This is a genomic window from Pseudomonas sp. SJZ103 (assembly GCF_007828335.1).
Lineage (GTDB): Bacteria > Pseudomonadota > Gammaproteobacteria > Pseudomonadales > Pseudomonadaceae > Aquipseudomonas.
In genome coordinates, this window is the sequence record NZ_VIUN01000004.1 from 264,758 (window position 1) to 284,624 (window position 19,867).

20 protein-coding genes and 2 pseudogenes are annotated in these 19,867 nt (G+C 58.8%); 11 read left to right on the forward strand and 11 right to left on the reverse strand.

The window, feature by feature from the left end:
• Positions 1–31 precede the first annotated feature (31 nt).
• Entirely contained in the window at positions 32–391 is a 360-nt protein-coding gene (locus FBY10_RS12150) for an addiction module antidote protein (RefSeq protein ID WP_145336361.1), read from the reverse strand.
• 274 nt (positions 392–665) lie between these two features.
• On the opposite strand from FBY10_RS12150, the gene FBY10_RS12155 reads away from it, so the two are divergent.
• A complete protein-coding gene (locus tag FBY10_RS12155; RefSeq protein WP_131699786.1) occupies positions 666–1,172 on the forward strand; it encodes a hypothetical protein in 507 nt (168 codons plus the stop codon).
• A 313-nt stretch (positions 1,173–1,485) separates the two neighbouring features.
• Here the strand turns inward: FBY10_RS12155 and msrA are convergent, their stop codons facing one another.
• Together msrA and FBY10_RS12165 are read right to left on the reverse strand one after the other, a co-directional pair.
• Positions 1,486–1,992, reverse strand: coding sequence for a peptide-methionine (S)-S-oxide reductase MsrA (msrA, locus tag FBY10_RS12160; protein ID WP_131699787.1), 507 nt, complete (start codon positions 1,990–1,992; stop codon positions 1,486–1,488).
• A gap of 94 nt (positions 1,993–2,086) precedes the next feature.
• Positions 2,087–2,668 carry an ABATE domain-containing protein gene (locus tag FBY10_RS12165; RefSeq protein ID WP_131699788.1) on the reverse strand — a complete coding sequence of 194 codons (582 nt, stop codon included), beginning with the start codon at positions 2,666–2,668 and terminating at the stop codon, positions 2,087–2,089.
• Positions 2,669–2,764: 96 nt separating this feature from the next.
• On the opposite strand from FBY10_RS12165, the gene FBY10_RS12170 reads away from it, so the two are divergent.
• From FBY10_RS12170 to FBY10_RS12180, 3 genes are all read left to right on the forward strand, one after another.
• Positions 2,765–3,700, forward strand: coding sequence for an alpha/beta fold hydrolase (locus FBY10_RS12170; protein WP_145336363.1), 936 nt, complete (start codon positions 2,765–2,767; stop codon positions 3,698–3,700).
• Positions 3,701–4,142: 442 nt separating this feature from the next.
• Positions 4,143–4,481, forward strand: coding sequence for a DUF6124 family protein (locus FBY10_RS12175; RefSeq protein ID WP_145336365.1), 339 nt, complete (start codon positions 4,143–4,145; stop codon positions 4,479–4,481).
• 129 nt (positions 4,482–4,610) lie between these two features.
• Complete coding sequence (locus FBY10_RS12180) at positions 4,611–4,949, forward strand: hypothetical protein (RefSeq protein WP_145336367.1); 339 nt, start codon at positions 4,611–4,613, stop codon at positions 4,947–4,949.
• 92 nt (positions 4,950–5,041) lie between these two features.
• Here the strand turns inward: FBY10_RS12180 and FBY10_RS12185 are convergent, their stop codons facing one another.
• The gene (locus FBY10_RS12185; protein ID WP_145336369.1) at positions 5,042–5,602 is read right to left on the reverse strand and encodes a hypothetical protein; all 561 of its coding nucleotides are present in this window, start codon (positions 5,600–5,602) and stop codon (positions 5,042–5,044) included.
• Between the two features lie 383 nt (positions 5,603–5,985).
• On the opposite strand from FBY10_RS12185, the gene FBY10_RS12190 reads away from it, so the two are divergent.
• Entirely contained in the window at positions 5,986–7,032 is a 1,047-nt protein-coding gene (locus tag FBY10_RS12190; protein WP_145336371.1) for a hypothetical protein, read from the forward strand.
• 119 nt (positions 7,033–7,151) lie between these two features.
• Here the strand turns inward: FBY10_RS12190 and FBY10_RS12195 are convergent, their stop codons facing one another.
• Positions 7,152–7,565, reverse strand: a complete 414-nt coding sequence (locus FBY10_RS12195) for a hypothetical protein (protein WP_145336373.1) — start codon at positions 7,563–7,565, stop codon at positions 7,152–7,154.
• A gap of 211 nt (positions 7,566–7,776) precedes the next feature.
• Positions 7,777–8,310 (reverse strand): AAA family ATPase, encoded by a 534-nt coding sequence (locus FBY10_RS31700; RefSeq protein ID WP_145336375.1) that lies wholly within the window; start codon positions 8,308–8,310, stop codon positions 7,777–7,779.
• A gap of 301 nt (positions 8,311–8,611) precedes the next feature.
• On the opposite strand from FBY10_RS31700, the gene FBY10_RS12205 reads away from it, so the two are divergent.
• Positions 8,612–10,267 carry a methyl-accepting chemotaxis protein gene (locus tag FBY10_RS12205; protein ID WP_131699792.1) on the forward strand — a complete coding sequence of 552 codons (1,656 nt, stop codon included), beginning with the start codon at positions 8,612–8,614 and terminating at the stop codon, positions 10,265–10,267.
• 70 nt (positions 10,268–10,337) lie between these two features.
• Here the strand turns inward: FBY10_RS12205 and FBY10_RS31705 are convergent.
• The 3 genes and pseudogenes from FBY10_RS31705 to FBY10_RS12220 all read right to left on the reverse strand — a co-directional run.
• Positions 10,338–10,496 (reverse strand): annotated as a pseudogene (locus FBY10_RS31705) (IS4 family transposase); the annotation flags it as partial.
• 52 nt (positions 10,497–10,548) lie between these two features.
• Positions 10,549–11,325: an SDR family oxidoreductase gene (locus tag FBY10_RS12215; RefSeq protein WP_131699793.1), complete on the reverse strand. Its 777-nt coding sequence runs from the start codon at positions 11,323–11,325 to the stop codon at positions 10,549–10,551.
• Positions 11,319–11,651, reverse strand: a complete 333-nt coding sequence (locus FBY10_RS12220; RefSeq protein ID WP_131699794.1) for a nuclear transport factor 2 family protein — start codon at positions 11,649–11,651, stop codon at positions 11,319–11,321. Before FBY10_RS12220 ends, FBY10_RS12215 begins: the two co-directional genes overlap by 7 nt.
• Before the next feature lie 107 nt (positions 11,652–11,758).
• On the opposite strand from FBY10_RS12220, the gene FBY10_RS12225 reads away from it, so the two are divergent.
• Positions 11,759–12,676, forward strand: coding sequence for a LysR substrate-binding domain-containing protein (locus FBY10_RS12225; RefSeq protein WP_131699795.1), 918 nt, complete (start codon positions 11,759–11,761; stop codon positions 12,674–12,676).
• Positions 12,677–12,699: 23 nt separating this feature from the next.
• Here the strand turns inward: FBY10_RS12225 and FBY10_RS12230 are convergent, their stop codons facing one another.
• Entirely contained in the window at positions 12,700–14,139 is a 1,440-nt protein-coding gene (locus FBY10_RS12230) for an HD domain-containing phosphohydrolase (protein WP_178116742.1), read from the reverse strand.
• Between the two features lie 88 nt (positions 14,140–14,227).
• Here FBY10_RS12230 and FBY10_RS12235 point away from each other — a divergent pair, with 88 nt between their 5' ends.
• Both FBY10_RS12235 and FBY10_RS12240 read left to right on the forward strand, forming a co-directional pair.
• Positions 14,228–15,001 carry an alpha/beta hydrolase gene (locus tag FBY10_RS12235; RefSeq protein ID WP_145336377.1) on the forward strand — a complete coding sequence of 258 codons (774 nt, stop codon included), beginning with the start codon at positions 14,228–14,230 and terminating at the stop codon, positions 14,999–15,001.
• A 64-nt stretch (positions 15,002–15,065) separates the two neighbouring features.
• Positions 15,066–16,646 (forward strand): GMC family oxidoreductase, encoded by a 1,581-nt coding sequence (locus tag FBY10_RS12240; protein WP_145336379.1) that lies wholly within the window; start codon positions 15,066–15,068, stop codon positions 16,644–16,646.
• A 90-nt stretch (positions 16,647–16,736) separates the two neighbouring features.
• On the opposite strand, the pseudogene FBY10_RS12245 reads toward FBY10_RS12240, so the two are convergent.
• A pseudogene (locus FBY10_RS12245) lies at positions 16,737–16,985 on the reverse strand (pectate lyase); the annotation flags it as partial.
• A 138-nt stretch (positions 16,986–17,123) separates the two neighbouring features.
• Here FBY10_RS12245 and FBY10_RS12250 point away from each other — a divergent pair.
• Together FBY10_RS12250 and FBY10_RS12255 are read left to right on the forward strand one after the other, a co-directional pair.
• A complete protein-coding gene (locus FBY10_RS12250) occupies positions 17,124–18,386 on the forward strand; it encodes a serine hydrolase (protein ID WP_145336381.1) in 1,263 nt (420 codons plus the stop codon).
• A 117-nt stretch (positions 18,387–18,503) separates the two neighbouring features.
• Positions 18,504–19,841: an alginate export family protein gene (locus FBY10_RS12255; RefSeq protein WP_145336383.1), complete on the forward strand. Its 1,338-nt coding sequence runs from the start codon at positions 18,504–18,506 to the stop codon at positions 19,839–19,841.
• The last annotated feature ends 26 nt before the right edge of the window (positions 19,842–19,867 follow it).

Below are 19,867 nucleotides of genomic sequence, written 5' to 3' on the forward strand. Positions count from 1 at the left end.
CAAGGGTTGTGGTCGCTCGCTAAACCGCGCGTCAGGACTTCCCGGCCCCAGCCCGCCTTGCACTTGCCGTTTTCTTGACTGCCACCGCCGCAATCGGCTGCACAGTCAGTTCCACGCCTAACGCCAGCATCAACTTCTGAATCGTCTCATAACGCGTTTTAGAACCGCCTTTCAGCGTCTTATATAGGCTCTCGCGATTACCCCCCGCAGACTCCGCCACCTTGTTCACGCCCTGGGCCTTGGCGACCTCGGCAAGCGCTTTCATGAGCACCTGCGGGTCTTGAGATTTCATGCTCTGCGCCAGATAAGCGCTGATGGTTTCCGGGCTATCGAGGAAGCGCGACGCTTCATAGATGCTGGTACCGGAGGTATCAAGATCGAGGATCGGCATGTGAGTCCGGAACACTCCGGAAGAAAAATCCTAGTCCACCGCTCGCATAAGCAGCCGATCGATACTACTAGCGCCTGTGTCTAACCTTCACCATTCCTCAGCACCTGCGCATTCGCCCGCTATCACGGTGGCTGACACTCCGCCATCGGGGGCCAAGCTGAGGCGGCAAACGATAGAGATGAAGCCCAAAGAAAACGTCCTGCACAGCCGCTTCACTTTGCGTAAAATGCGAGCCGTTCTCGATCAGGAAGACTCAACCCAGGAGGGGTAACGCTTGAAACCGCTTGACACCCACGCGCCAAAACACGCCGACACGGCCATCACACGACTTAAGCTCAAAGACCAACTGGCCGTAGACCCTTACAAGGCATTGGCACTGCTGGAAAGCGCCCTCCTCTGTTTTGTAACGACGGCTCTTATGCTGTTTGTTGCACAAAGCGTCGGCATAACCGACACATTCAAGAGCAACGTCCTCTATGGCGGCACCCTGGGTGGATGCATAGGGGCGATGTACAGGATGTACCACGACGCAGCACTTTCCGAGTCGAGCATTGCCAGGCATATCAGCCCCACTGCACTGCAAAACGCGATGCTCGCCTTGAAGTATTCCAAGACGCAGGAAGGCGTTTACTACCCGAACAAACGCATGTTCACCCCATTTCATCGGTGCGATTCAGAGCGGATCACGCTCACCCCACTGGATGGGGGCACGCGCTTCACAGGTCCCTATTTGAAGCTGAAAGCGCTGTCGGCCAGGCTGATGGAGCAGGAAGGGATTTGAGTCAACCGGACGTGGCCATTCATACCTGAAAGGCCATGGCATTTGCCTAACGCATTAGAATGGCGACAGTTCTGACGACAAGGACGTAGGCAGTGATGATAAAACAGCGATGTTCCCTGGCCTTCAGCCTTCTATGGCGTACGCATGTGGTGTATTTCATCTACTCAGGCGCGCTCCAGTGCAGATGACATGATCGCTGCACAAGCAGAAGACGCAGCGGCAACCAGCGCTGTGCCTAAATGGCCATAACCTGGGGGCTATAGGCGGATCTGGATTGCCGCCGTTGATCTTCCCTACCCGACGCTACTCACGTTCAAGCCCGCGTGGGCAACTTCCAATTCGGCCGGACGAAGTGGCAGGTATACCCGTTCGGTATCCGCTCCAGATAATCCTGATGCTCCGGCTCCGCCTCCCAAAACTCCCTGGCGGGCTCAATTTCCGTGGCCACAGGCCCAGGCCACAGCTTGGAGGCATCCACGTCAGCCGCGGTATCTTCGGCAATATCCCTTTGCTGCTCGCTCAGGTAGTAAATCGCCGAACGATAGCTTGGCCCAAGATCATTGCCCTGACGATTCGGCGTGCTGGGGTCATGGATCTGGAAAAAGAACTCAAGGATCTGCCGGTAGGAAATCACCGCAGGGTCAAACACGATCTCAATCGCTTCAGCATGGTTGCCATGGTTGCGGTAGGTAGCATTCGGCACATCGCCACCGGTGTAGCCGACGCGCGTGTGCAGCACGCCGGGGTAGCGTCGCAACAGGTCCTGCATGCCCCAGAAGCAGCCGCCGGCGAGGATGGCGGTTTCGGTTGGGTTGGTCATGGTCTGTCCTTGCGGTTAATGGAGACAGGGATAGTTATGGGGCAATGCTGAGCAATACCAAGTTCAATCAAAGAAAAACTGCCCCCCTAGCGACTCAAGGTTTATTCCTGGAACGAAACGCCGCCACCTTCATCCGGTTGCCGCAGGTCGCCATGCTGCACCAGCGGCGGCGGTGTGATTTGCTCAGGTCATGGAACAGCAGCACGCAATCATGGGCCTCGCACTGGCGGACGAATTCAAACTTATCGTTCGTGACCAAGCCCACCAGCGACTCGGCCACCGGCCCAAGCAGGCTGGCCGGGCTGCTGTCCCGAGGATGCGTGGCAAGCCGAAATGCCTTCTGCTCCTGCGCCCATTCCAGCCTGCTCACCGGGCGACCCGCTTCAAGCACCTGGTTGATCACCGCAAGATCGACGGGAACGCCTGTCATTGCCGCATTCACCACCGCCCTTGAACTCGCGCGAAGCGTGCGAGCGAGGGCCAGCAGCCCATTCGGCGCCTTCGGGTCAACCTGCTCGGGCAACAGCCCCGCTTGGGTCAGCCAGCTCATAACGCTGTGATCATCGACGAAGCAGTCATGGCGCTGATCACCCACCCCGTACTCGGAGTTGATGAAATCGAGGGCAAGGTTGTCAGCCAGAAAAAGTGCGCCTGAAGCAGTGCTGTTCGGATTCATGGGCAGCCTGTAACCAATAAAATATGTTTGACAGGTTACCAAATCCAGGCATAACCTTCAAACACCAATTTTAACGGTTACACAGGAAGCCACACCATGACCACGTCCAACGCCATTGCCGCTGCCGGGCTCACCGCCTCCTTGCTGATCAGCGGCACGGCCCATGCAGACAACACAGTGCATTACCGCTACGAGCAGGTCGATGACGTAAAGGTGTTCTACCGCGAGGCGGGCGACCCCAGCGCGCCGACCGTGTTGCTGCTGCACGGCTTCGCCGGCTCATCCTTCATGTTCCGCGAACTCATGCCCGAGCTTGCCGACCGCTACCACGTCATCGCGCCGGACCTGCCGGCATTTGGCTTCACCGAAGCCCCGCCGCGCGGCGAATACGCCTACACCTTCAGCCAGCTGGCGAAGACCATCGGCCAGTTCACCGAACAGCTCAAACTCGATAAATACGCGCTGATGGTCCACGACTACGGCGCCCCCGTAGGCTGGCGCATGGCCGTCGCCCATCCGGAGCGAGTGACCGCGATCATTTCCCAAAACGGCAACGCCTACGAAGAAGGCTTGGGCGACGGCTGGGCCCCCATCCAACGCTACTGGCACGCCCCGACCCAACAAAACCGTGACGCCCTGCACGACTTCCCAACCCCTGCCTCGATCAAGTGGCAGTACCTGGAAGGCGTGGCCGACAAAAGCTCGGTTTCACCCGATGGCTACACGCTGGAAGGGCTGCAAATATCCCGGCCAGGCAATGCCGACATCCAGCTCGACCTGGTGCTGGACTATGCCTCGAACGTAGCGATGTACCCCGCCTTCCAGTCGTACTTCCGCCAGTACCAGCCACCGCTGCTCGCGGTGTGGGGCAAGAACGACCCGTTCTTCCTGCCGGCCGGCGCCGAGGCATGGAAGCGCGATATTCCCAAGGCGGATGTTCGTTTTTATGACACCGGGCACTTTGCGCTTGAAACCCATGGCAAGGAGATCATTCCGGTTATACGGGCGTTCCTGGACAAGAACCTCCAGTAATCAGCGCAACCCTATGTAGGAGCGAGCTTGCTCGCGAAAAACGTCAACGATAACGCCGACTCTGGTTTCACGCGGCGCTCCAAGCTTCTTCGCAAACAAGCTCGCGCCTACCTTGTGGACATGTCCTACAGCAAGCTGCAGCGCCTTGCTCCGTTGCCTACAGTTGCGTCAGAATCCGCCGGCTTGTGCGCTTGAGTGGGCGTCTCTAAGGTGGCCCGGTCGCTGACAACTCAGTGATCGGGTTTAGTAGCCCTTGGTCGAATTTCGCTTAGTGCACAAGCTTCATCCACCAGACTTCCCGTCTGTGCTTGATGGCGGCTGTGCGCAGGGCACCTTCGGGTGCGCCGGCTTTGCGGAATTCCCCGGTCTACTAACCTGCGTACAGCTGCCACCCTTTTGTTTAGTAGCAAAACGGTGTCGGCCCTGACAGGGAAATTCCGTTATGTACAAAGTCACGCCTAACCCTCCGAACGGTCCCGACCTGAAACTGAATCAGGCGGCGCACCGTGCGATTGATCACTACCTCAACGCGGGCGCCGAACCGCCAGAGCAGCCTCCCCCACCCACGACGACGCTGTTCAGCGTTGCTGACGATGCCAGCAGTGAAGTGCTGATTGCCAATAGCTATGAGACTTTTTCTTCGGTGACTGCGTTGTTGCTGGACCTGTCGGATGAGCTGACGGGGAAGCAGCGGGATGTGGCGTTGGCGATTCACCAACTGAGTGAGTTGGGGGTTTTGTTGGTGGATAAGTTGATGGAGCGGGAGGCGGCCGTTAACTAGACGCGTCACTCACAAAGGGTCGCCGAGTCGTCTCAGCCCATGCAAAGACTCGGCGACCTCTTGCACCTATGGCCGGCGCCCGATCTTCTCTATGCTGTTCAACTTCCTCCACAATGAAGGGCAGCCCCAATGAATTTGGGCCGTGCACGGCAATTGCTTCAAGAAGGAATCAATCGTGAGACCCCGATTGAAAGCCTCATCCACGTCCTCGAAGCCGCGATAGAACTGATCGGCCTTCCAGACAACGACTTCTGCTGGTCAAGCTGGGAAGACGAGGCACAAGCGAAGGGGGAATTGCTGGGCTTGATCAGCGTGCTCAAATCAGGTGGTTCGCCCAACAGGCTGGATGTGGCGGTTGTGTTCGCCGTCACCGGCCCCCTGCAAGAACTCAGCCTCAGCAGTGGCTGGGCGAACACCTTCCTCAAGTTGGCGGATAAGTACGACGAAGTTGAAGCGCTGCTGTGGTGAGCCCCCATTCGGCCTCCACCACGTTGCTCGGAATTGCCGATGAGGCCAGCAGGGAAATGCTGATCGGCAACAGTTCCGAAGTTTTTTAGGTTTTATGTATTTTCCTCAGCGGCGATGAACTTCTTGCGATTCACCATCCAGGGTAGCGCCGGCTGACTGCGTATTTTCTTGCAGCGGTTTTTTGTAAATTGGTAGGTCACAAGATCAACGAAGTGACGGTTGCCTTTAACCACATCGTAGGTAATAAGAAAATAAATCAAGGGGCTTTTAGCATCGATCCATTTGTTCAACGTTTGGTCCAAAGCCTTTTGAATGTCCTCTACACGGCTGTAGCCAATGAACGTCTGAAAGGCTGCCTGACCGGCCTTGCTATACAGTTTTTCGATTTCGTTGATGTCCGTGTGGGCACGCTTCCACTCCCATTCCACGAAGGTCAAAATATCCTTTTCGGAGTACTGCACCACCGCATCGGTACGCCCGCCCGATTCGAAAAGCGCCCGTGCGCCCAGCAGGTTGGCACATTGCCGAATTACGAGGCCCATATGAATCGTCCAGTTGGCCCGATTCGCCAGGCCGGCTGTTTCAGTAACGGGAAAATCCTTGTACCAGAGGTAGTTAAACAGCGTAACGAAGTCCCGCTCAATCCGTTTCATTATGGCGTCCATATGTCTAATGATTAGGTGTAATTAACTTTCCAGCCATGACTCCCAACGTCCTCAAGGTTCTCGTTAGAGATCCCTGAGTGCGTAGCGATAGTCGTCAATGTATCGGCACGACGCCGCTGAACTTTATCTTCACGCTCTGTTGTTGCCACGCCCTACCGGCTGAACGATGTTAGTGAATAGCCACTAGGCCTCCAGGCTTATTGGTCGGATTACTGACTTATTAAATGGGGGCGAACGCAAGGCGCTTGAGCTTAAGCGCAGCCCTGCTTGAAGTCTTAGCCGCACGTTTACCACACTGGATTACGCCCCCTACGCCGAGTAGCCTATCGCTATAACGGAAAACCTCTAATCCCCAGCATTTGGAATACCTAATGGCCCTGCACGACGCAATCGCCCTTGAAATCCACGCCGGCGCGCTACCGCTACACTTCCGCGCGGTAGACCTTAAAACCAGCGGCCGCAGGGTCTATTTAAGCCCCACCGATGCCAACGAACGCTATCGCGTGGGATTAGACTTTTTTGCCGCCAACACAATCAATACGCAGCTGGCAAACCTGTGTGAGCACACCGGTTACTGGGCGCGCAACGGCCAAGTGGCGCGTTACCGGCGTGTCGCCGACGGGTTGTATGAATTGCTTGGCCTGGACGAAACGCAGGAGCTGACCGCTGAAGTCGAGCCGGCTGCCGAGACGCCCCTGCGTTGCGATAACTTGAGCCCCTGGGAAGCGCGCTTTGCTTTCTACCTTGAACATGAACCCTTTCAAATCTACGATCGCCGCCGCCGGAAGGTATACCCAGCCCAGGCAGCCCAGGGACTGGATGCTCGATTGAGCAGCTACTTCTGGCCCTCCCCGGGAGTGAATTTTGTAGCTACTGAGCAAGTACTGCAGGGGTTTATTGCGCAGGCTCAGGGGCTAAGTCTTGACCTTGCCGGTAATGCCGACGCGGTGTTGGCGTTATTCGCGTCTATCTGCCAGTGGGGCGGGGTGCGCCTGCCCACACAGGATGCCGATTCCGTGGTCGCCAACCTGCAACGTGCGGCTAATCACAACGCTCAGAACCCAGCGGCGATGAACAGTGCATGGACGAAGCTGTACGCCATGTTTTACCCAGACGACTTTGTGATCTATGACTCGCGTGTAGCCACCGCATTGGTGGCTATTGCTGAGGCAGTGTTCGATGACGTCGAGCTCGATTCCTTCAAGACGCAGTATCCCAACCTAGGCCTGATTGCTGGACGTGGCGGTAGTCGGCCACGAGCGACTCGTACCGTGTGGCGCAATGCATATATGTCATGGCCAGCGCAGCTCGAGGCAAATCGTCTAGTCGCGTCCATTGTGCAGGCGCTTAACGCACGATCTGACGTGGCCTACAACGCCCGCCAATTGGAGGCTGTGCTGTTTATGGAAGGGTATTGAGCGGCCTTTACCCTCAAGGCGACGCCTATTTTGAAGAGCATTGCCACACCTCAGCGTGACGACCAGTAATGTTTGGCCGATTGCGGTCCTTGGCGAGAGGCATAAAACAAACCGGCTCGCTAACCCCGCTTTTTGACCCGCATCGGCCAATGCTTTAGACCTTCCTCAGCGTACTTGCTTAGGCCAGGGTCGAGCTGCTGTGTCATGAGTTCCAAAGCTACCTTTGAATCGCTAGGGCCAATACGCGCTAATGCATAAGCGCACTTGCGCTGGAACTCTTCCAGGTTGCCCCAACTGATCAGGTGATCGAAATTTTTCTGCGCGGCTTCCGTAATCGCAGACGTCGCGCAGTTTTCCCCGATTAACCCCAACTCGAAAACGATGTCTTCATGCTCTTCATGCCAGTCTTCCAGCAGCAGCTTCGCCAAAAGTGGCGCGGTAATTTGTGCGTCGACGCCGACGAGCGCAGCCCAGAAGGCCGCACCGTCTTTGGCCCGCAAAGCGGACTCGGTTTTCTCATACAGCCCGCTCATGGGAACGTTGCTGCTGGCTATAAACAGATATCTGGAACATGGCAGTGGTGCGGATTTATGTCGCCTACTCTAATTCCCATTTTCTGGCAGACGCCGTTGTTCACGAGGTGCAGTTTCCGGCCAGAAGCGGTATTACCAGCCTTTGGCTTCGACGGCCTGGAACCAGGGACGACGAAATCCGGCATCCGTCACCAGGATCGGTACGCACTGCTCAGGGAGTCTGGCCAGTAGAATGTCCAATGCTCGCGAGAAAAATCCTAGTATCCCGATTAGACCGCAGATAAACCACACGGCAAGCCGAGGGCGCAGTTGCGACGAGTTGCTGCATTTTTGCGCGCGCTGATTTTTTCGTCCGCCACATGAATCTAAAAAACTCCGGCAGGTTCGCCAGCAGTTCGGGGCAGTTATGCGGCAAGTCAGGCCGCGACTGACCGCGTTGGAGCAGCGTTCTGCGCAGTACGCGCAAGAATCGAAGCGTCGCCGAACGATCAATCCATATCAAGACATCTGCACGGGCCATCCGGTTGTCCCAAGTGGCTGAATGACCACCTTCGAATATCCAGCAATCACGGGCCTCGACCTCAAGACAAAGCTGCGTCTTCTCGTCCCGGCTTCGTTCTCTCCAACCTGGCTGCCAGTGGATAGTGTCGATATGAACGACCGGCAAGCCCGTGAGCTGACCAAGCTTACGCGCCAACGTGCTTTTGCCAGACCCAGGTTGACCAACAATCATCACCCGTTGCATCGAAGCACCTTCTCGCTATTCAAGCTGAATTTTTTGGGGTGGCGATTTTACGTCAATGCCGGAAACCGGAGGTTACTGACCGTTCATCGGGATTGCATGATGTCATGACGACATCATCCCAATATAGTTGTACAAGACTTGTACAAACATAAAAACCTGTACAAGTTTCAACTGACCAGGAAATAACGCGGCTACCCGTGGCCGTCGAACAAAAGAATACCTGCGCACGATGCGGACCAAGGGCGAATACATACCCTTGCAGGTGCCTCTAATTGCTCCTCCCATTACGCAGGTACATCATATGCCATCGCACACTCCCCGGCTCTCGACACGGACCAGTCTCTATGCCGGCTATGCCAGCCTGCTCGCGTTTATGTTGCTGATTGCCGCTATCTCGCTGTACGCCCTGGCTAACAGCAATAAGGAATTTTTCCTCTACGTTAATGGCGTTGATGCACGCACCCGCCTGGCCAACACACTGAACGACGCCGCCGCCCAGCGCGCGATTGCCCTGCGTAACATCGCCTTGAACAGCAATGTCACCGAGAGAGGACAGCAGCGGGGCGCGATTGCCGTCAACGAACAAATGGTGACCAGCAGCCTCGCCGCGCTACGCCAGGCAATTGATAGCCATGGTGATGTGTCGCCCAAGGCACGTGAACTGTTCTCAACCATCGAGCAGGTCGAGAGCCGCTACAAACCGGTAGCGCACACCATTGCCGAACACCTGTTCAAGGGTGAAAACGACGAGGCCCTGCGCATGGTCAGCGAGCAGTGCACCCCCTTACTGGCCGAGCTGACCCAGGCAATTGGCGAATACCTGCGCTACACCAACCAGAAGGCAGACCGGCAGGTCAGCGAAAATGACGCAAACTATCTGTCACAACGCAACCTGCTGCTCGCCATTACTGCGCTGGCCGTCTTACTCGCAGCGGTACTGGGCTACGTCATCAGCCGCAACCTGCTGCGCGCGCTGGGTGCCGAACCGAGTGAACTCAACCAGCTCGCCCAACGGGTTGCCCAGGGCGATTTGCGCGCCAGCGGGCGCACGCTTGAGCCACCACAAGCCAGCATCATGGCCGCCCTGCTGAGCATGCAGGAGAGCCTGCGGGACATGACCAGGGGCGTAAACCTGTCCTCACAGACCGTGGCCCAATCCAGCCAGGAGCTTAGCCAATCGAGCCTGAGAAACGCCGAAAGCGTGGCCATGGCACAGTGCGAGGTCGAGCAGATTGTCACCGCCGTTCACCAAATGGCCGCCACCGTGCAGGATGTCGCGCGCAATGCCGAATCCGCCGCCAGTGCCGCCAGCGAGGCCGATAGCGCGGCCCTGTACAGCCAGCAGAAGGCCAAAGATGCCGTCAACATGATCGGCGAGCTGGCCGAGACAATCGAACAGTCCAACATGGCCATGGGCCGGCTGAAGAATGAAACCGGCAATATCGGCAGCATGCTTGAAGTGATCAAGTCGGTGGCCGACCAGACCAACCTGCTGGCCCTCAATGCAGCCATCGAAGCTGCCCGTGCTGGCGAGGCCGGACGCGGCTTCGCGGTGGTAGCCGACGAGGTGCGCAGCCTGGCACAGCGTACCCAGAAGGCCACCTCAGAGATTGAGGGGCTGATCGCCAGTCTGCAGAAAATTGCCGACGAGACCTCGCAGCATATGCAACGCTGCAAGCGCTCCAGCGCGCAGTCGGTGTCCGGTGTTTCCGAGGCCGGTGACGCGGTGAGCACGATCGTCACCATGATCGAGCGGATCAACGGCATGAACCACCAAATCGCCGCTGCCGCCGAGCAGCAGAGTACCGTTGCCGAGCAGATCAGCCGGGGCATCGTGACCGTCAGCGAAAGCGCCGAGCAATCCGCTGCAGCCTTCCGCAGCGCTCAGCAGGAAAGCGAAGGATTGGCACGCACCAGCGTGACATTGCGAGAGAACATCTCGCGCTTTCAGCTCTAGGGTCTGTTGCCGTTTCATCGCGAGCCGCGTTGCTGCGAGAAATGGCCGCCGGTTAGGCGCAGGACGCAGGTATCGTCGTGCCATCGGCCAGGCGAACCGGTCTTCCCATCCACAGTTGCGTATCAGCGCAGTGCGCGCTTATCAGATGGCTGCTGCGTCGAACCAAGCTGGAGACTATTTCAACCGGCAAGCGCTGGCGTGCTTTGTAGTAGCCGCCGGTATGCGTGCTGCCAAACGATGGCCGCTGTGGCAGTATTTTGCGCCTTCCTGCAAACAGACGGCTAAACCGTTGGTACCGTTCCGCCGTCGATCACAAACTCACTTCCCGTGATAGATGCTGCTCGCGACGAAGCCAGGAAACCGATCAGGTCAGCAACTTCGGAAGGCGTGGACGGGCGGCCGAGTGGGAGACCTCCAAGTGCTTTCATGATGATCTCTTTACCACCTTGATAGTCAGTACCTGCCTCCTGCGCGAGTCGCTCGGCTAATGCGACCGACGCTTCGGTTTCAACCCAGCCCGGCGAAACCCGAACCACGCGGATGCCTTTGGGCGAAACCTCTTTCGATAAACTTTTGCTGTACGTCGAAAGTGCGGCCTTGGCCGCCGCGTACGCTGTTGTAGCTTCCGGCAGTGGCAGCCGACTCTGGATGGAGGTGACGTGGATAACGACCCCCTCCTTGCGCTCCAGCATACCCGGGAGCAAGGCGCGGTCGAGGCGCACCGCAGGCAACAGATTCAGGCTGAGCTCTCGTTGCCACTGTTCCTCGTCCAGCGCAGCAAAACCGCCGCCGGGTGACGACGAACCACCCAGGACATGGATCATTATGTCCACGCCCCCCAGCCGCTGTTGGATCGCGGCGATCAGCACGTCACAACCTTCCCGGGTCGAAAGATCAGCCGCAATCAGAAGAGCGCCCGGTATTTCAACGTCCACCTGCCTGGCCGAGGTAATGACCTTCGAGCCCTCGGCCAGTAACAACTCGACGACAGCCTTGCCGATGCCCTTGGTGCCACCGGTGACCAAGACCCGCTTGCCAGTCAAACCTAGATTCAGCATGGCGTGATCTCCAGGGAACGGATTCGACCGCCCTCCAGCGTGAAGACGTAACTCAGTTGTACCGGGCTACCGGGGAAATTCCCAACAAGGTGCGCAATGACCGTCAGTCTGCCCTGCCCTTGCAGGACCTGCAGTGGTTGGACCTGATAGATGAACGCACTGCGTGCCTCCCGTTGCCAGGCTTCGATGGCAGCTGTTCCTTCGTATGTTTTTCTCTCATCGCAAACCGTGGCGTCAGCGCAGAAGCAGCTCGCAAGTTGTGCCGCATCGCCACCATTACTGACTGCAAAGTACGTCTGCACGACGTCGGGAAGCTGAGGTGTCATGTGTTCGTTCTCCAGAATGCGGTTGTATGAAGCGATCTTGCTACCTGACGGATAGTTTGCTCAACTGGGACTAACTTTATGACCTATCCCGAAATTCAGGACAATAAATGTCACAAGATCGTATAGGCCTCAGTGAGCTGGACGCTGTTATCGCGGTCGCACGCAGGGGGTCGTTTCGGCAAGCCGCTATCGATCTCGGCGTCTCCACCACCGCGTTGAGCAACACCATTGCCCAACTGGAAGCCCGTCTCGAATCGCGGCTGTTCAATCGCACTACCCGTAGCGTGGCCATTACCGAAGCGGGCAGGATATTTCTGGAGCAGGTGGGACCAGCCTTGCAGGATTTGCGCACTGCACTCGATGCAGTGCGATCACATAACGCCGGGCCCTCGGGCACGCTGCGTATCAATGCGTTCGCCAGCGCTGCCCGATCGGCGCTCCTGCCACTGGTGATGGAATTCCTGAAGCATCATCCGAAAGTACACATCGATCTCGTGACCGAAGGCCGTCTGGTGGATATCGTTGCTGACGGCTTCGATTTCGGCGTGCGCTCAACAAGCCTCGTTCCCAATGACATGATTGTGATCCCTCTCGGCCAGCCGCAACGGTACGCTGTGGTCGGTTCGCCGGCGTACTTCGAAAAACACGGCAAACCGCGAACGCCATCCGAGCTGCTCCAACATCAATGCATCCGCGTTCGACTACCGAATGGGGCGATTTTCCCGTGGTATTTCGAGCGGGACGCAGAAGTGATTCGTCTCGACGTGAGCGGGCCGCTTACGCTGGATGAATCCAGCGTGGTCAAGCTTGCGGTGCAGGAAGGCATGGGGCTCGGCTTTTTCATGGAGCAGGACGTTCGCGACGAAATCCGCGCGGGACTGTTCGCGCGGACTCTGGAAGACTGGACACCGCCCAGAGACAAGCTGTGCCTGTACTACCCGAACCGCCGCAACCCCTGCGCGGCAGCCAAGGCGTTCATCGACCTGGCACGCGCCAGTCAGGCCGTCGAGGACGGGCTCGCATGATCCAGGCATGACCGGGACCAGGCTCAGGCAATCAACCCCAGTGTCAGTCCCTTCAAGGTAGCGGCTGCCCGGGTCGAGCATTCCAGTTTGCGAAAGATGCTTTCCACGTGCGTGCGAACCGTACTCGGACTGATGTCCAGCAGCCGCGCCACCTGCTTGTTGCTGGCGCCACGACTGATCTCCAGCAGGATGCGGCACTCGCGAGTCGTGAGTACCGAAGCCTTCGGTTGACGCATGCGACGCTCACCCCCTGCGGCGGCAATTACTGCTTCGCAAATATCGTTGTCGAACAAGCCACTGCCAGCATCCTGTTTGAGTAACCTGGCTGCATCCGCTTCGCCGTGGGCCGATCGCCATGGCCTGGCTTCCGTTAGCGCGACCCAGGCTACCGATGTGGCGAACAGGCGATGCTCGGCACACAGCGCATCACCCGCCACGCCTCGAAAATAGCCACTGCCGTTGAGCCGTTCATAGGCATGGGATGCAATCTCTGCGGGTACGGCCAGTTCAGTGATAGGCCTGAGCGCCTGTTGCGTCCAGTAAGGGACAAGGCGCACCCGCTCCGCTGCGCCGTATGGCAGCGTCCCTGCGGTATTCCAAAGATGGTTCGAAACGGCTGCCCGGCCGAGACCGTAGATGAGCGCGGACTTGCCAATTTCTGTCAAAGTGGACTCCCGCAGCCCCCACAGGCGTGCAGCTTCCACGGCGACATGCGCTACCTGCCGCGAATGCCCTGCCAACCACGGGAGCTTCAAGTCGATGATGTCGCCCACCAACGTCAATGGGACACAACGCTGCTCATGCGCGTGGTCAACCGTTTTCGAAAGCGTTTCCAAATCCGCCAGCCAGTCCTTTGCGTTCCCCAGAAGCAACGAGACTAGCGACGCCGGGTAGCGCCGATCCGACTGCTCTCTGATCCAGCGTAGCGCCGCGTCCAGGCCGTGCGCACGACTGAGAATGTCCAGATCACCTGCAAGTACTACCTGATAGGCGACCTCTGGAATGTGCTCATGGGTCAGGCCCAGCGGCCGGCCAGTGCCGTCGTAGGTTTCGAACACGCGACACACGCCTGCCTCGACGGCGGCACCGAGCTGGAGGGTTTTGGCGATTGCTCCAGACACCTCACAGTGCACGACGGCAAGCGGGGTTGCCTGATGCACCGCGTTCATTTGCTCATTGCCCAGCGTCAAATCGAGCATCGCGCGGCGGCCATCGACGTCGTCGCCCAGCAAATCCGCAAAGCCTTCGGCATTGGCGGTGCAACCGGACCAGCGCAGCAAGGCAACCTGTTCCGCTACCCTCAGGTGCTCACCGTCGCCGTGCCGAGCCCGCGCCAGCATCCGCGCCAGTGCGGCAACACGCCGGGAATGACCGAGTGGTTGTCCCATGCTGAGGTCACCGATCTGGGCGATCGTCGCCAGCGCCCCGTCCAGGGAGATGTCCAGTTGCAACACACTATCCATGAAAAATGTCCCTGGGTCGGATAATTGACCGATGCCCACACTGCAGGCTAGTCAGCAGAATTTGAACTCCCGAACAGGAGCTCATCCAATGAAAACATTCAAATCGAAAATCGCTACCGTCGTCTTTGCCCTAGCCGGCACCTTCATCGCAAGCGCCAGTCATGCGCAGGATACAACGCCCTCCGTGGTGATCGTACACGGCGCGTTCGCCGACGGCTCCGATTGGGCAAAAGTGGTGCCACTGCTCCAAGCCCAAGGGGTGGCCGTTACGGTTGTGCAGAACCCGCTCACCTCACTTACCGACGATGTTGCCGCTACGCGCCGCGTCTTGAGTAACCAGCAGGGTAAGGTGGTTCTAGTCGGGCACTCTTGGGGCGGCACCGTGATTACCGAGGCCGGTGGCGACCCGAAGGTCAGCGCGCTGGTGTATGTCGCCGCCTTCGCGCCGGAGGCCGGGCAAACCAGCGGCGAACAAGGTAAAGGCGCGCCCACGCCCCCTGGCATCAGTCAGATCAAGGCAGACGCCAACGGTTTTCTCTATTTGACGCCGGAAGGCATGGCCAAGGACTTCGCCCAGGATCTCCCGGCAGCCCAGACCGCCGTCATGACCGCCACGCAAGGTCCCATCAAGGCATCTGCCTTCGACGATAAAACGACCGTCGCGTCCTGGAAGACCAAACCGTCCTGGTATCTGCTAGCCACCGAAGACCGGATGATCCACCCCGACGTCCAGCGCTCTGCCGCCAAGCGTATCGGTGCCACCCTGGCAGAGGTGCACACCAGCCATGTTCCCCAGCAGTCACAGCCGGCCGAGGTCGCCGCAGTGATTCTTAAGGCAGTGCACAGCGTTGGTGAGAAATGATCGCAGGGAAATGACGCCACTGATAACCGCAAACTCAATCGCTGCATCGATACGGAGCGTGCGCATGAATCATCTGCGTGATCAACACTATGACTTCATTGTGTGCGGTGCAGGTACGTCGGGCTGCGTGGTCGCAGCCCGTCTCGCCGATCAGCAAAGCGCACGCGTCTTGCTGATTGAAGCTGGCGAGGGGTACTCGGGCCCTGAGGTTGTCGAACCGGCGCAATGGCCGATGAACCTAGGTTCAACGCGCGACTGGGCATTCGAGGGGCAACCCAATCGGCACCTCAATGGTCGACGGCTATCCCTGAGCATGGGTAAGGGACTCGGCGGTGGCTCCAGCATCAATGTGATGGTCTGGTCGCGCGGGCACCGCTCCGATTGGGACCATTTCGCAGCCGAGTCCGGCGACCCGGCCTGGGGCTACGATTCGGTACTCAATTACTACCGCAGGATCGAGAACTGGCAAGGCAGCCCTGATGCCACTCGGCGTGGTTCAGGTGGCCCCGTGCATGTCGAACAGCCGGCCACGCCTCAACCCCTCGCGTGGGCAACGTTGGAGGCGGCCAGCCGTCTGGGTATCCCCCGGTTCGACAGTCCCAATGGCGAGATGATGGAAGGCCCGGGCGGGATCGCTATTACCGACCTGCGCATTAACCAGGGCAAGCGCGAATCTGTTTACGACTCCTACATCCGGCCACGGTTGCACTATCCGAACTTGACGGTGCTGACAGGGGCATTGGTGACCCGCCTATTGCTTATCGGTACACGGGCTATCGGTGTCGAAGTGCTGATCGCCGGCGAACGGCAGTGCTTCTATGCCGCAGCCGAGGTCATCCTGTCCATGGGCGCGGTGCAGACACCCAAGGTGCTCATGCAATCGGGAATCGGCCCGGAAGATGAACTGCGAAACCACGGCATCGCACCCACCCATCACCTTCCCGGCGTGGGCCAGAATCTTCAGGACCATCTCGCCTTTGGCTGTACGTGGGAGTATCTACGCCCCCAGGCAGTCGGTAGCGGCGGGGGCGAAACCACTTTGTACTGGAAAAGCGACAGTCGCCTGGATGTCCCGGACCTGTTGCAGTGTCAACTGGCATTTGCAGTCCCCTCTCCGCCTGAGGTCGCGATTGAGCCGCCACAACAGGGCTGGACAATGTTCGCTGGGCTGGCCAGGCCTGCCAGTCGAGGGCGCGTGCGCCTGTCGGGTGCCGGGCCACTGGATGTCCCACTCATTGAGCCGAACTCGTTGAGCGCGCCCGAAGATATGATCGCGGCGTATGCGTCGATCGACCTGTGCAGGGCGCTCGGTAACAGCGAAGCCTTCAACGGGCTGGTCAAACGCGAAGTCGTGCCCGGTCCGAAAGAACATCGCGCTATGGAGCAGTTCATCCGCAACTCTGCCGTGACTTACTGGCACCAGTCCTGCACCGCAAAAATGGGCCGAGATACGATGTCGGTGGTCGACCATCAACTGCGCGTGTATGGCATCGATAAACTGCGCGTCGCTGATGCTTCGATCATGCCGCGAATTACCGTCGGCAACACGATGGCGCCGTGCGTCGTCATCGCCGAACGAGCAGCAGATCTTGTCCTCGCTGCGCAGGGTGTAACAGCCGCGGCCACAGCGCTGCGTTATGAATGACATTCAGCTGAACATCATGCTTGTCGGAGCTGCGAACGCTGATTGCCGAGAGGCCGTCGGGCTGCTCGTCATCGCCCAAGCTTGGTGTTCTCAGTTCGCGCCGGCCTTGGCCTTGACGTCGGCGGCGACCTTATCGGCGGCCAGCGGGGTGCAGCTGTACGGCAGGCTCCAGCCGATGCTTGAACTCCACAAGCAGCTTAATGCGCTGCCGTTGAGGATTGAGCCGGTGTCAAGGTGGACGCTGATCGTGTCGCAACGGCTGATACCGCTGATTGCGAAGGCATTGACCTCGGAAAAGATCTTCGCGTTCTTGCCCACGCCATGGGCGTTTCTCGAGGGACCTCCTTGCCACTGGTTTGCTGTCGTACAATTGATCGAATAGATATCGAGTAAAATGTTTTATTGACTAAAATAAAATATCGGATAATTATTCCTGTGCATCTGCTCCCACGCAGAGTCATTTTCAGGGTTATCCCGATGAGTCTTAAAATCCCCTCTGTACTGGCGACTCTTTACGTCGAGGCCAACGAGTCGTCCTTTGCAACCCGCGTGGCACCTGCGCTGATGCAGGGCTTCCCGGCCGAGCCGAATCACCGAGTAACGTGGCACAACTGGATGCGCGCGCCCTTCAGCCAGTGGGGGTTCCGTCATCTGGCGCGGCTGCGTCCCACGATTGATGTGGCGGCGGGTTCAACGCCTGCCGGTCAGCTCAAGGAAGCGCCCAAGGCGCTGGACCGCCTGTATTTCGACAGCGAGTGTGGGCTGAGCATCAGCGTTATCGAACACCTTGTGGCCAGCCAGACCGACGCCTTTTTGGTGATGCAGGGCGATACGGTGTTGTTCGAGCGCTACTTCAACGGCCAGCGCGCGGATGACCGGCACATCATGTTCTCGGTGACCAAGTCGCTGATCGGCACCCTCGGCGAACAACTGGTTTCCAACGGCATGCTCAAGCCCGAGCTGCCCGCCGCGTACTACGTGCCTGAGCTGGTGGGCAGTGCGTTTGGTGATGCCACGGTGCGTCAGTTGTTCGACATGGCGGTGGGCATCGACTACAGCGAGGTGTATGACGATCCCGCCTCCGAGAGTTCGCAGTACGGTTATGCCTGCGGTTTCCAGCCGGCACCGGCGCAATACGCCCAGTTTGAATCGCTGTACCAATACCTGCCGTCACTGAAAAAACGTGGCGCACACGGCGGCTTTTTCCATTACGTGACCGCCACCACCGAAGTCTTGGCATGGGTCATGGAACGTGCCTCGGGCCAGGCGTGCAGTCAGATGCTGGAACAGATCTGGGGGCGCTTGGGGTGCGAGCGCGACGGTTATTTCATGGCTGATCCCTGGGGCCGTAACGTTGCCGGGGCGGGCTTCAGTGCCACCTTGAGAGACATGGCACGCTTCGGCCGCCTGCTCGCCAACGACGGTCGCCAAGACGGTGTTGAGCTGCTGTCGCCCGAGACCGTGGCCCGTATCGCCGCCGGTTCTGATCCGGCGATCTACGCGCAAAATGCCGAGTTCTCCAGCTGGACGCCAGGTGCGTCCTATCGCAGCCAGTGGTACGTGTTCAACGACCACAGCCAGGCCCTGATGGCCGGAGGGATCCACGGCCAATACCTGTTCATCGACAAGCCGTCCGGCGTGGTGATCGTCAAGCAATCGTCGCTCACCGATGCGGTCAGCCCGTTCGATAACGACAGCGTGCGCATGCTGCGCGCGATCACCGCGCACCTGAGTCACTGATCCACGCCCAAACAATAAGAGTCTTGCGTTCTATTCACCTGGCTTGCCCATGTGTTGGCGGCGCCCTGCGTCGCCATTGACTGCCCTGTAACAACAATAATTCCACAGGAGCTTCTTATGGTTTTCACCAAGCGTTTTTCCCGAGCGCTGTTAGCGTTCGGCTTACCCTTGACCACCCACGTCGCGTTGGCGGGCTACACCTTTGAGGACGGCAACCTCAAGGGTGAAGTCAATCTCACGGCGGGTGGGGCGACGCTGTTTACCCGTGGCGTCAACTTCGGCAGCGGCCAGGTCGATGCACGCAACGGTAAAAACGGCGGCGCCAGGATCAACTGGCAAGAGGTCTACGTAAAGCCGGGGGTCAAGCTTGAGTATGCGTTGCAACCGGATTTCAGCCTGCTGGCGGGCGGTTCCCTGGTGGCGGCGAGCACCTTCGGCGATGGCGATGCGGGTGGCTTCAGCCGCAGCTCCGATGGCAAGGCCGCAGCCGAAGAACTCTACGGCGGTTTTCGCGCCGGCGAGTGGAAGCTCACCGCCGGCCGCCAGAACTACATGATCGGTACGGGGTTCATCGTCATGGACGGTAACCTCGACCAGTACAAGGATGGCGCCTACTGGCTCGGCCCGCGAACCGCGTTCAAGGATTCGGCGATCCTGGCCTGGGATCATGGCGCGCTGAAGTCTCAGGCCTTCACCTTGCGTACCGATGACGACTTGGGCGATTTCCGCATGACCGGCGTCAACCTCGATTACAACCTCGATGACCAGGTGACGCTCGGCGCCATGGCCATGAAGGTCAACGCCCTTGGCCCCAGAGGCAGCACGCTCCCGCGCCGTCGGGACGGGATGCAGGTGTACAACCTGCGGGCGCTCAACGCCAAGGTGCCCGGCGTACAGGCGCTGACGCTGAATGCCGAGTACGCGCTGGAGCGTGGCAGCGGCGAGGGTGTCGACTACGATGCCAACGCCTGGTATGCCCAGGCCGACTATGCCTTCAGCACCTTGCCGCTGACGCCGATCCTCGGCTACCGCTACGCGAGCTTTTCCGGCGACGACAACCTCACCGACAACCGCCAGAAAACCTGGGACCCACTGAGCAAAGGCTTCGTCGACTGGAGCACCTGGCTGGTCGGGGACGTGGTCGGCAACTACCTGCTGTTCAACAGCAACGAAAACGTTCAGCAGTTCTCCCTCAAGACCCACCTCAACGACACCCTGACCCTCGGCGCGATTCACTACCAGTTCTGGCTGGACGAGAAAAACTACATGGGCGCACCGGTCAGCGATCGGCGCTTTGCTGACGAAAGTGTGGTTTTCCTCGACTGGACACCCACGCCGTCGTTCTATACGTCGCTGTCCTACAACTGGGTCAAGCCACTGGCCGCCGCCAAACAGGTGTTCGGCAACGACCAGATGTTCAGTGCGCTGGAACTGTATTTCACCTACCGCTATTAAGTGCTGCGAGCCATCGCGGCCGCGCT

Excerpts from the sequence above, each read along its gene's own strand:
- FBY10_RS12150 (WP_145336361.1), bottom strand. The coding sequence starts at position 391 with ATGCCGATCCTCGATCTTGATACCTCCGGTACCAGCATCTATGAAGCG.
- FBY10_RS12235 (WP_145336377.1), top strand. The coding sequence starts at position 14,228 with ATGAAAACATTCAAATCGAAAATCGCTACCGTCGTCTTTGCCCTAGCC.
- FBY10_RS12230 (WP_178116742.1), bottom strand. The coding sequence starts at position 14,139 with ATGGATAGTGTGTTGCAACTGGACATCTCCCTGGACGGGGCGCTGGCG.
- FBY10_RS12225 (WP_131699795.1), top strand. The coding sequence starts at position 11,759 with ATGTCACAAGATCGTATAGGCCTCAGTGAGCTGGACGCTGTTATCGCG.
- FBY10_RS12255 (WP_145336383.1), top strand. The coding sequence starts at position 18,504 with ATGGTTTTCACCAAGCGTTTTTCCCGAGCGCTGTTAGCGTTCGGCTTA.
- FBY10_RS12170 (WP_145336363.1), top strand. The coding sequence starts at position 2,765 with ATGACCACGTCCAACGCCATTGCCGCTGCCGGGCTCACCGCCTCCTTG.
- FBY10_RS12175 (WP_145336365.1), top strand. The coding sequence starts at position 4,143 with ATGTACAAAGTCACGCCTAACCCTCCGAACGGTCCCGACCTGAAACTG.
- FBY10_RS12240 (WP_145336379.1), top strand. The coding sequence starts at position 15,066 with ATGAATCATCTGCGTGATCAACACTATGACTTCATTGTGTGCGGTGCA.
- FBY10_RS12165 (WP_131699788.1), bottom strand. The coding sequence starts at position 2,668 with ATGAATCCGAACAGCACTGCTTCAGGCGCACTTTTTCTGGCTGACAAC.
- FBY10_RS12195 (WP_145336373.1), bottom strand. The coding sequence starts at position 7,565 with ATGAGCGGGCTGTATGAGAAAACCGAGTCCGCTTTGCGGGCCAAAGAC.
- FBY10_RS12215 (WP_131699793.1), bottom strand. The coding sequence starts at position 11,325 with ATGCTGAATCTAGGTTTGACTGGCAAGCGGGTCTTGGTCACCGGTGGC.
- FBY10_RS31700 (WP_145336375.1), bottom strand. The coding sequence starts at position 8,310 with ATGCAACGGGTGATGATTGTTGGTCAACCTGGGTCTGGCAAAAGCACG.
- FBY10_RS12250 (WP_145336381.1), top strand. The coding sequence starts at position 17,124 with ATGAGTCTTAAAATCCCCTCTGTACTGGCGACTCTTTACGTCGAGGCC.
- FBY10_RS12220 (WP_131699794.1), bottom strand. The coding sequence starts at position 11,651 with ATGACACCTCAGCTTCCCGACGTCGTGCAGACGTACTTTGCAGTCAGT.
- msrA (WP_131699787.1), bottom strand. The coding sequence starts at position 1,992 with ATGACCAACCCAACCGAAACCGCCATCCTCGCCGGCGGCTGCTTCTGG.
- FBY10_RS12185 (WP_145336369.1), bottom strand. The coding sequence starts at position 5,602 with ATGAAACGGATTGAGCGGGACTTCGTTACGCTGTTTAACTACCTCTGG.
- FBY10_RS12190 (WP_145336371.1), top strand. The coding sequence starts at position 5,986 with ATGGCCCTGCACGACGCAATCGCCCTTGAAATCCACGCCGGCGCGCTA.
- FBY10_RS12205 (WP_131699792.1), top strand. The coding sequence starts at position 8,612 with ATGCCATCGCACACTCCCCGGCTCTCGACACGGACCAGTCTCTATGCC.
- FBY10_RS12180 (WP_145336367.1), top strand. The coding sequence starts at position 4,611 with ATGAATTTGGGCCGTGCACGGCAATTGCTTCAAGAAGGAATCAATCGT.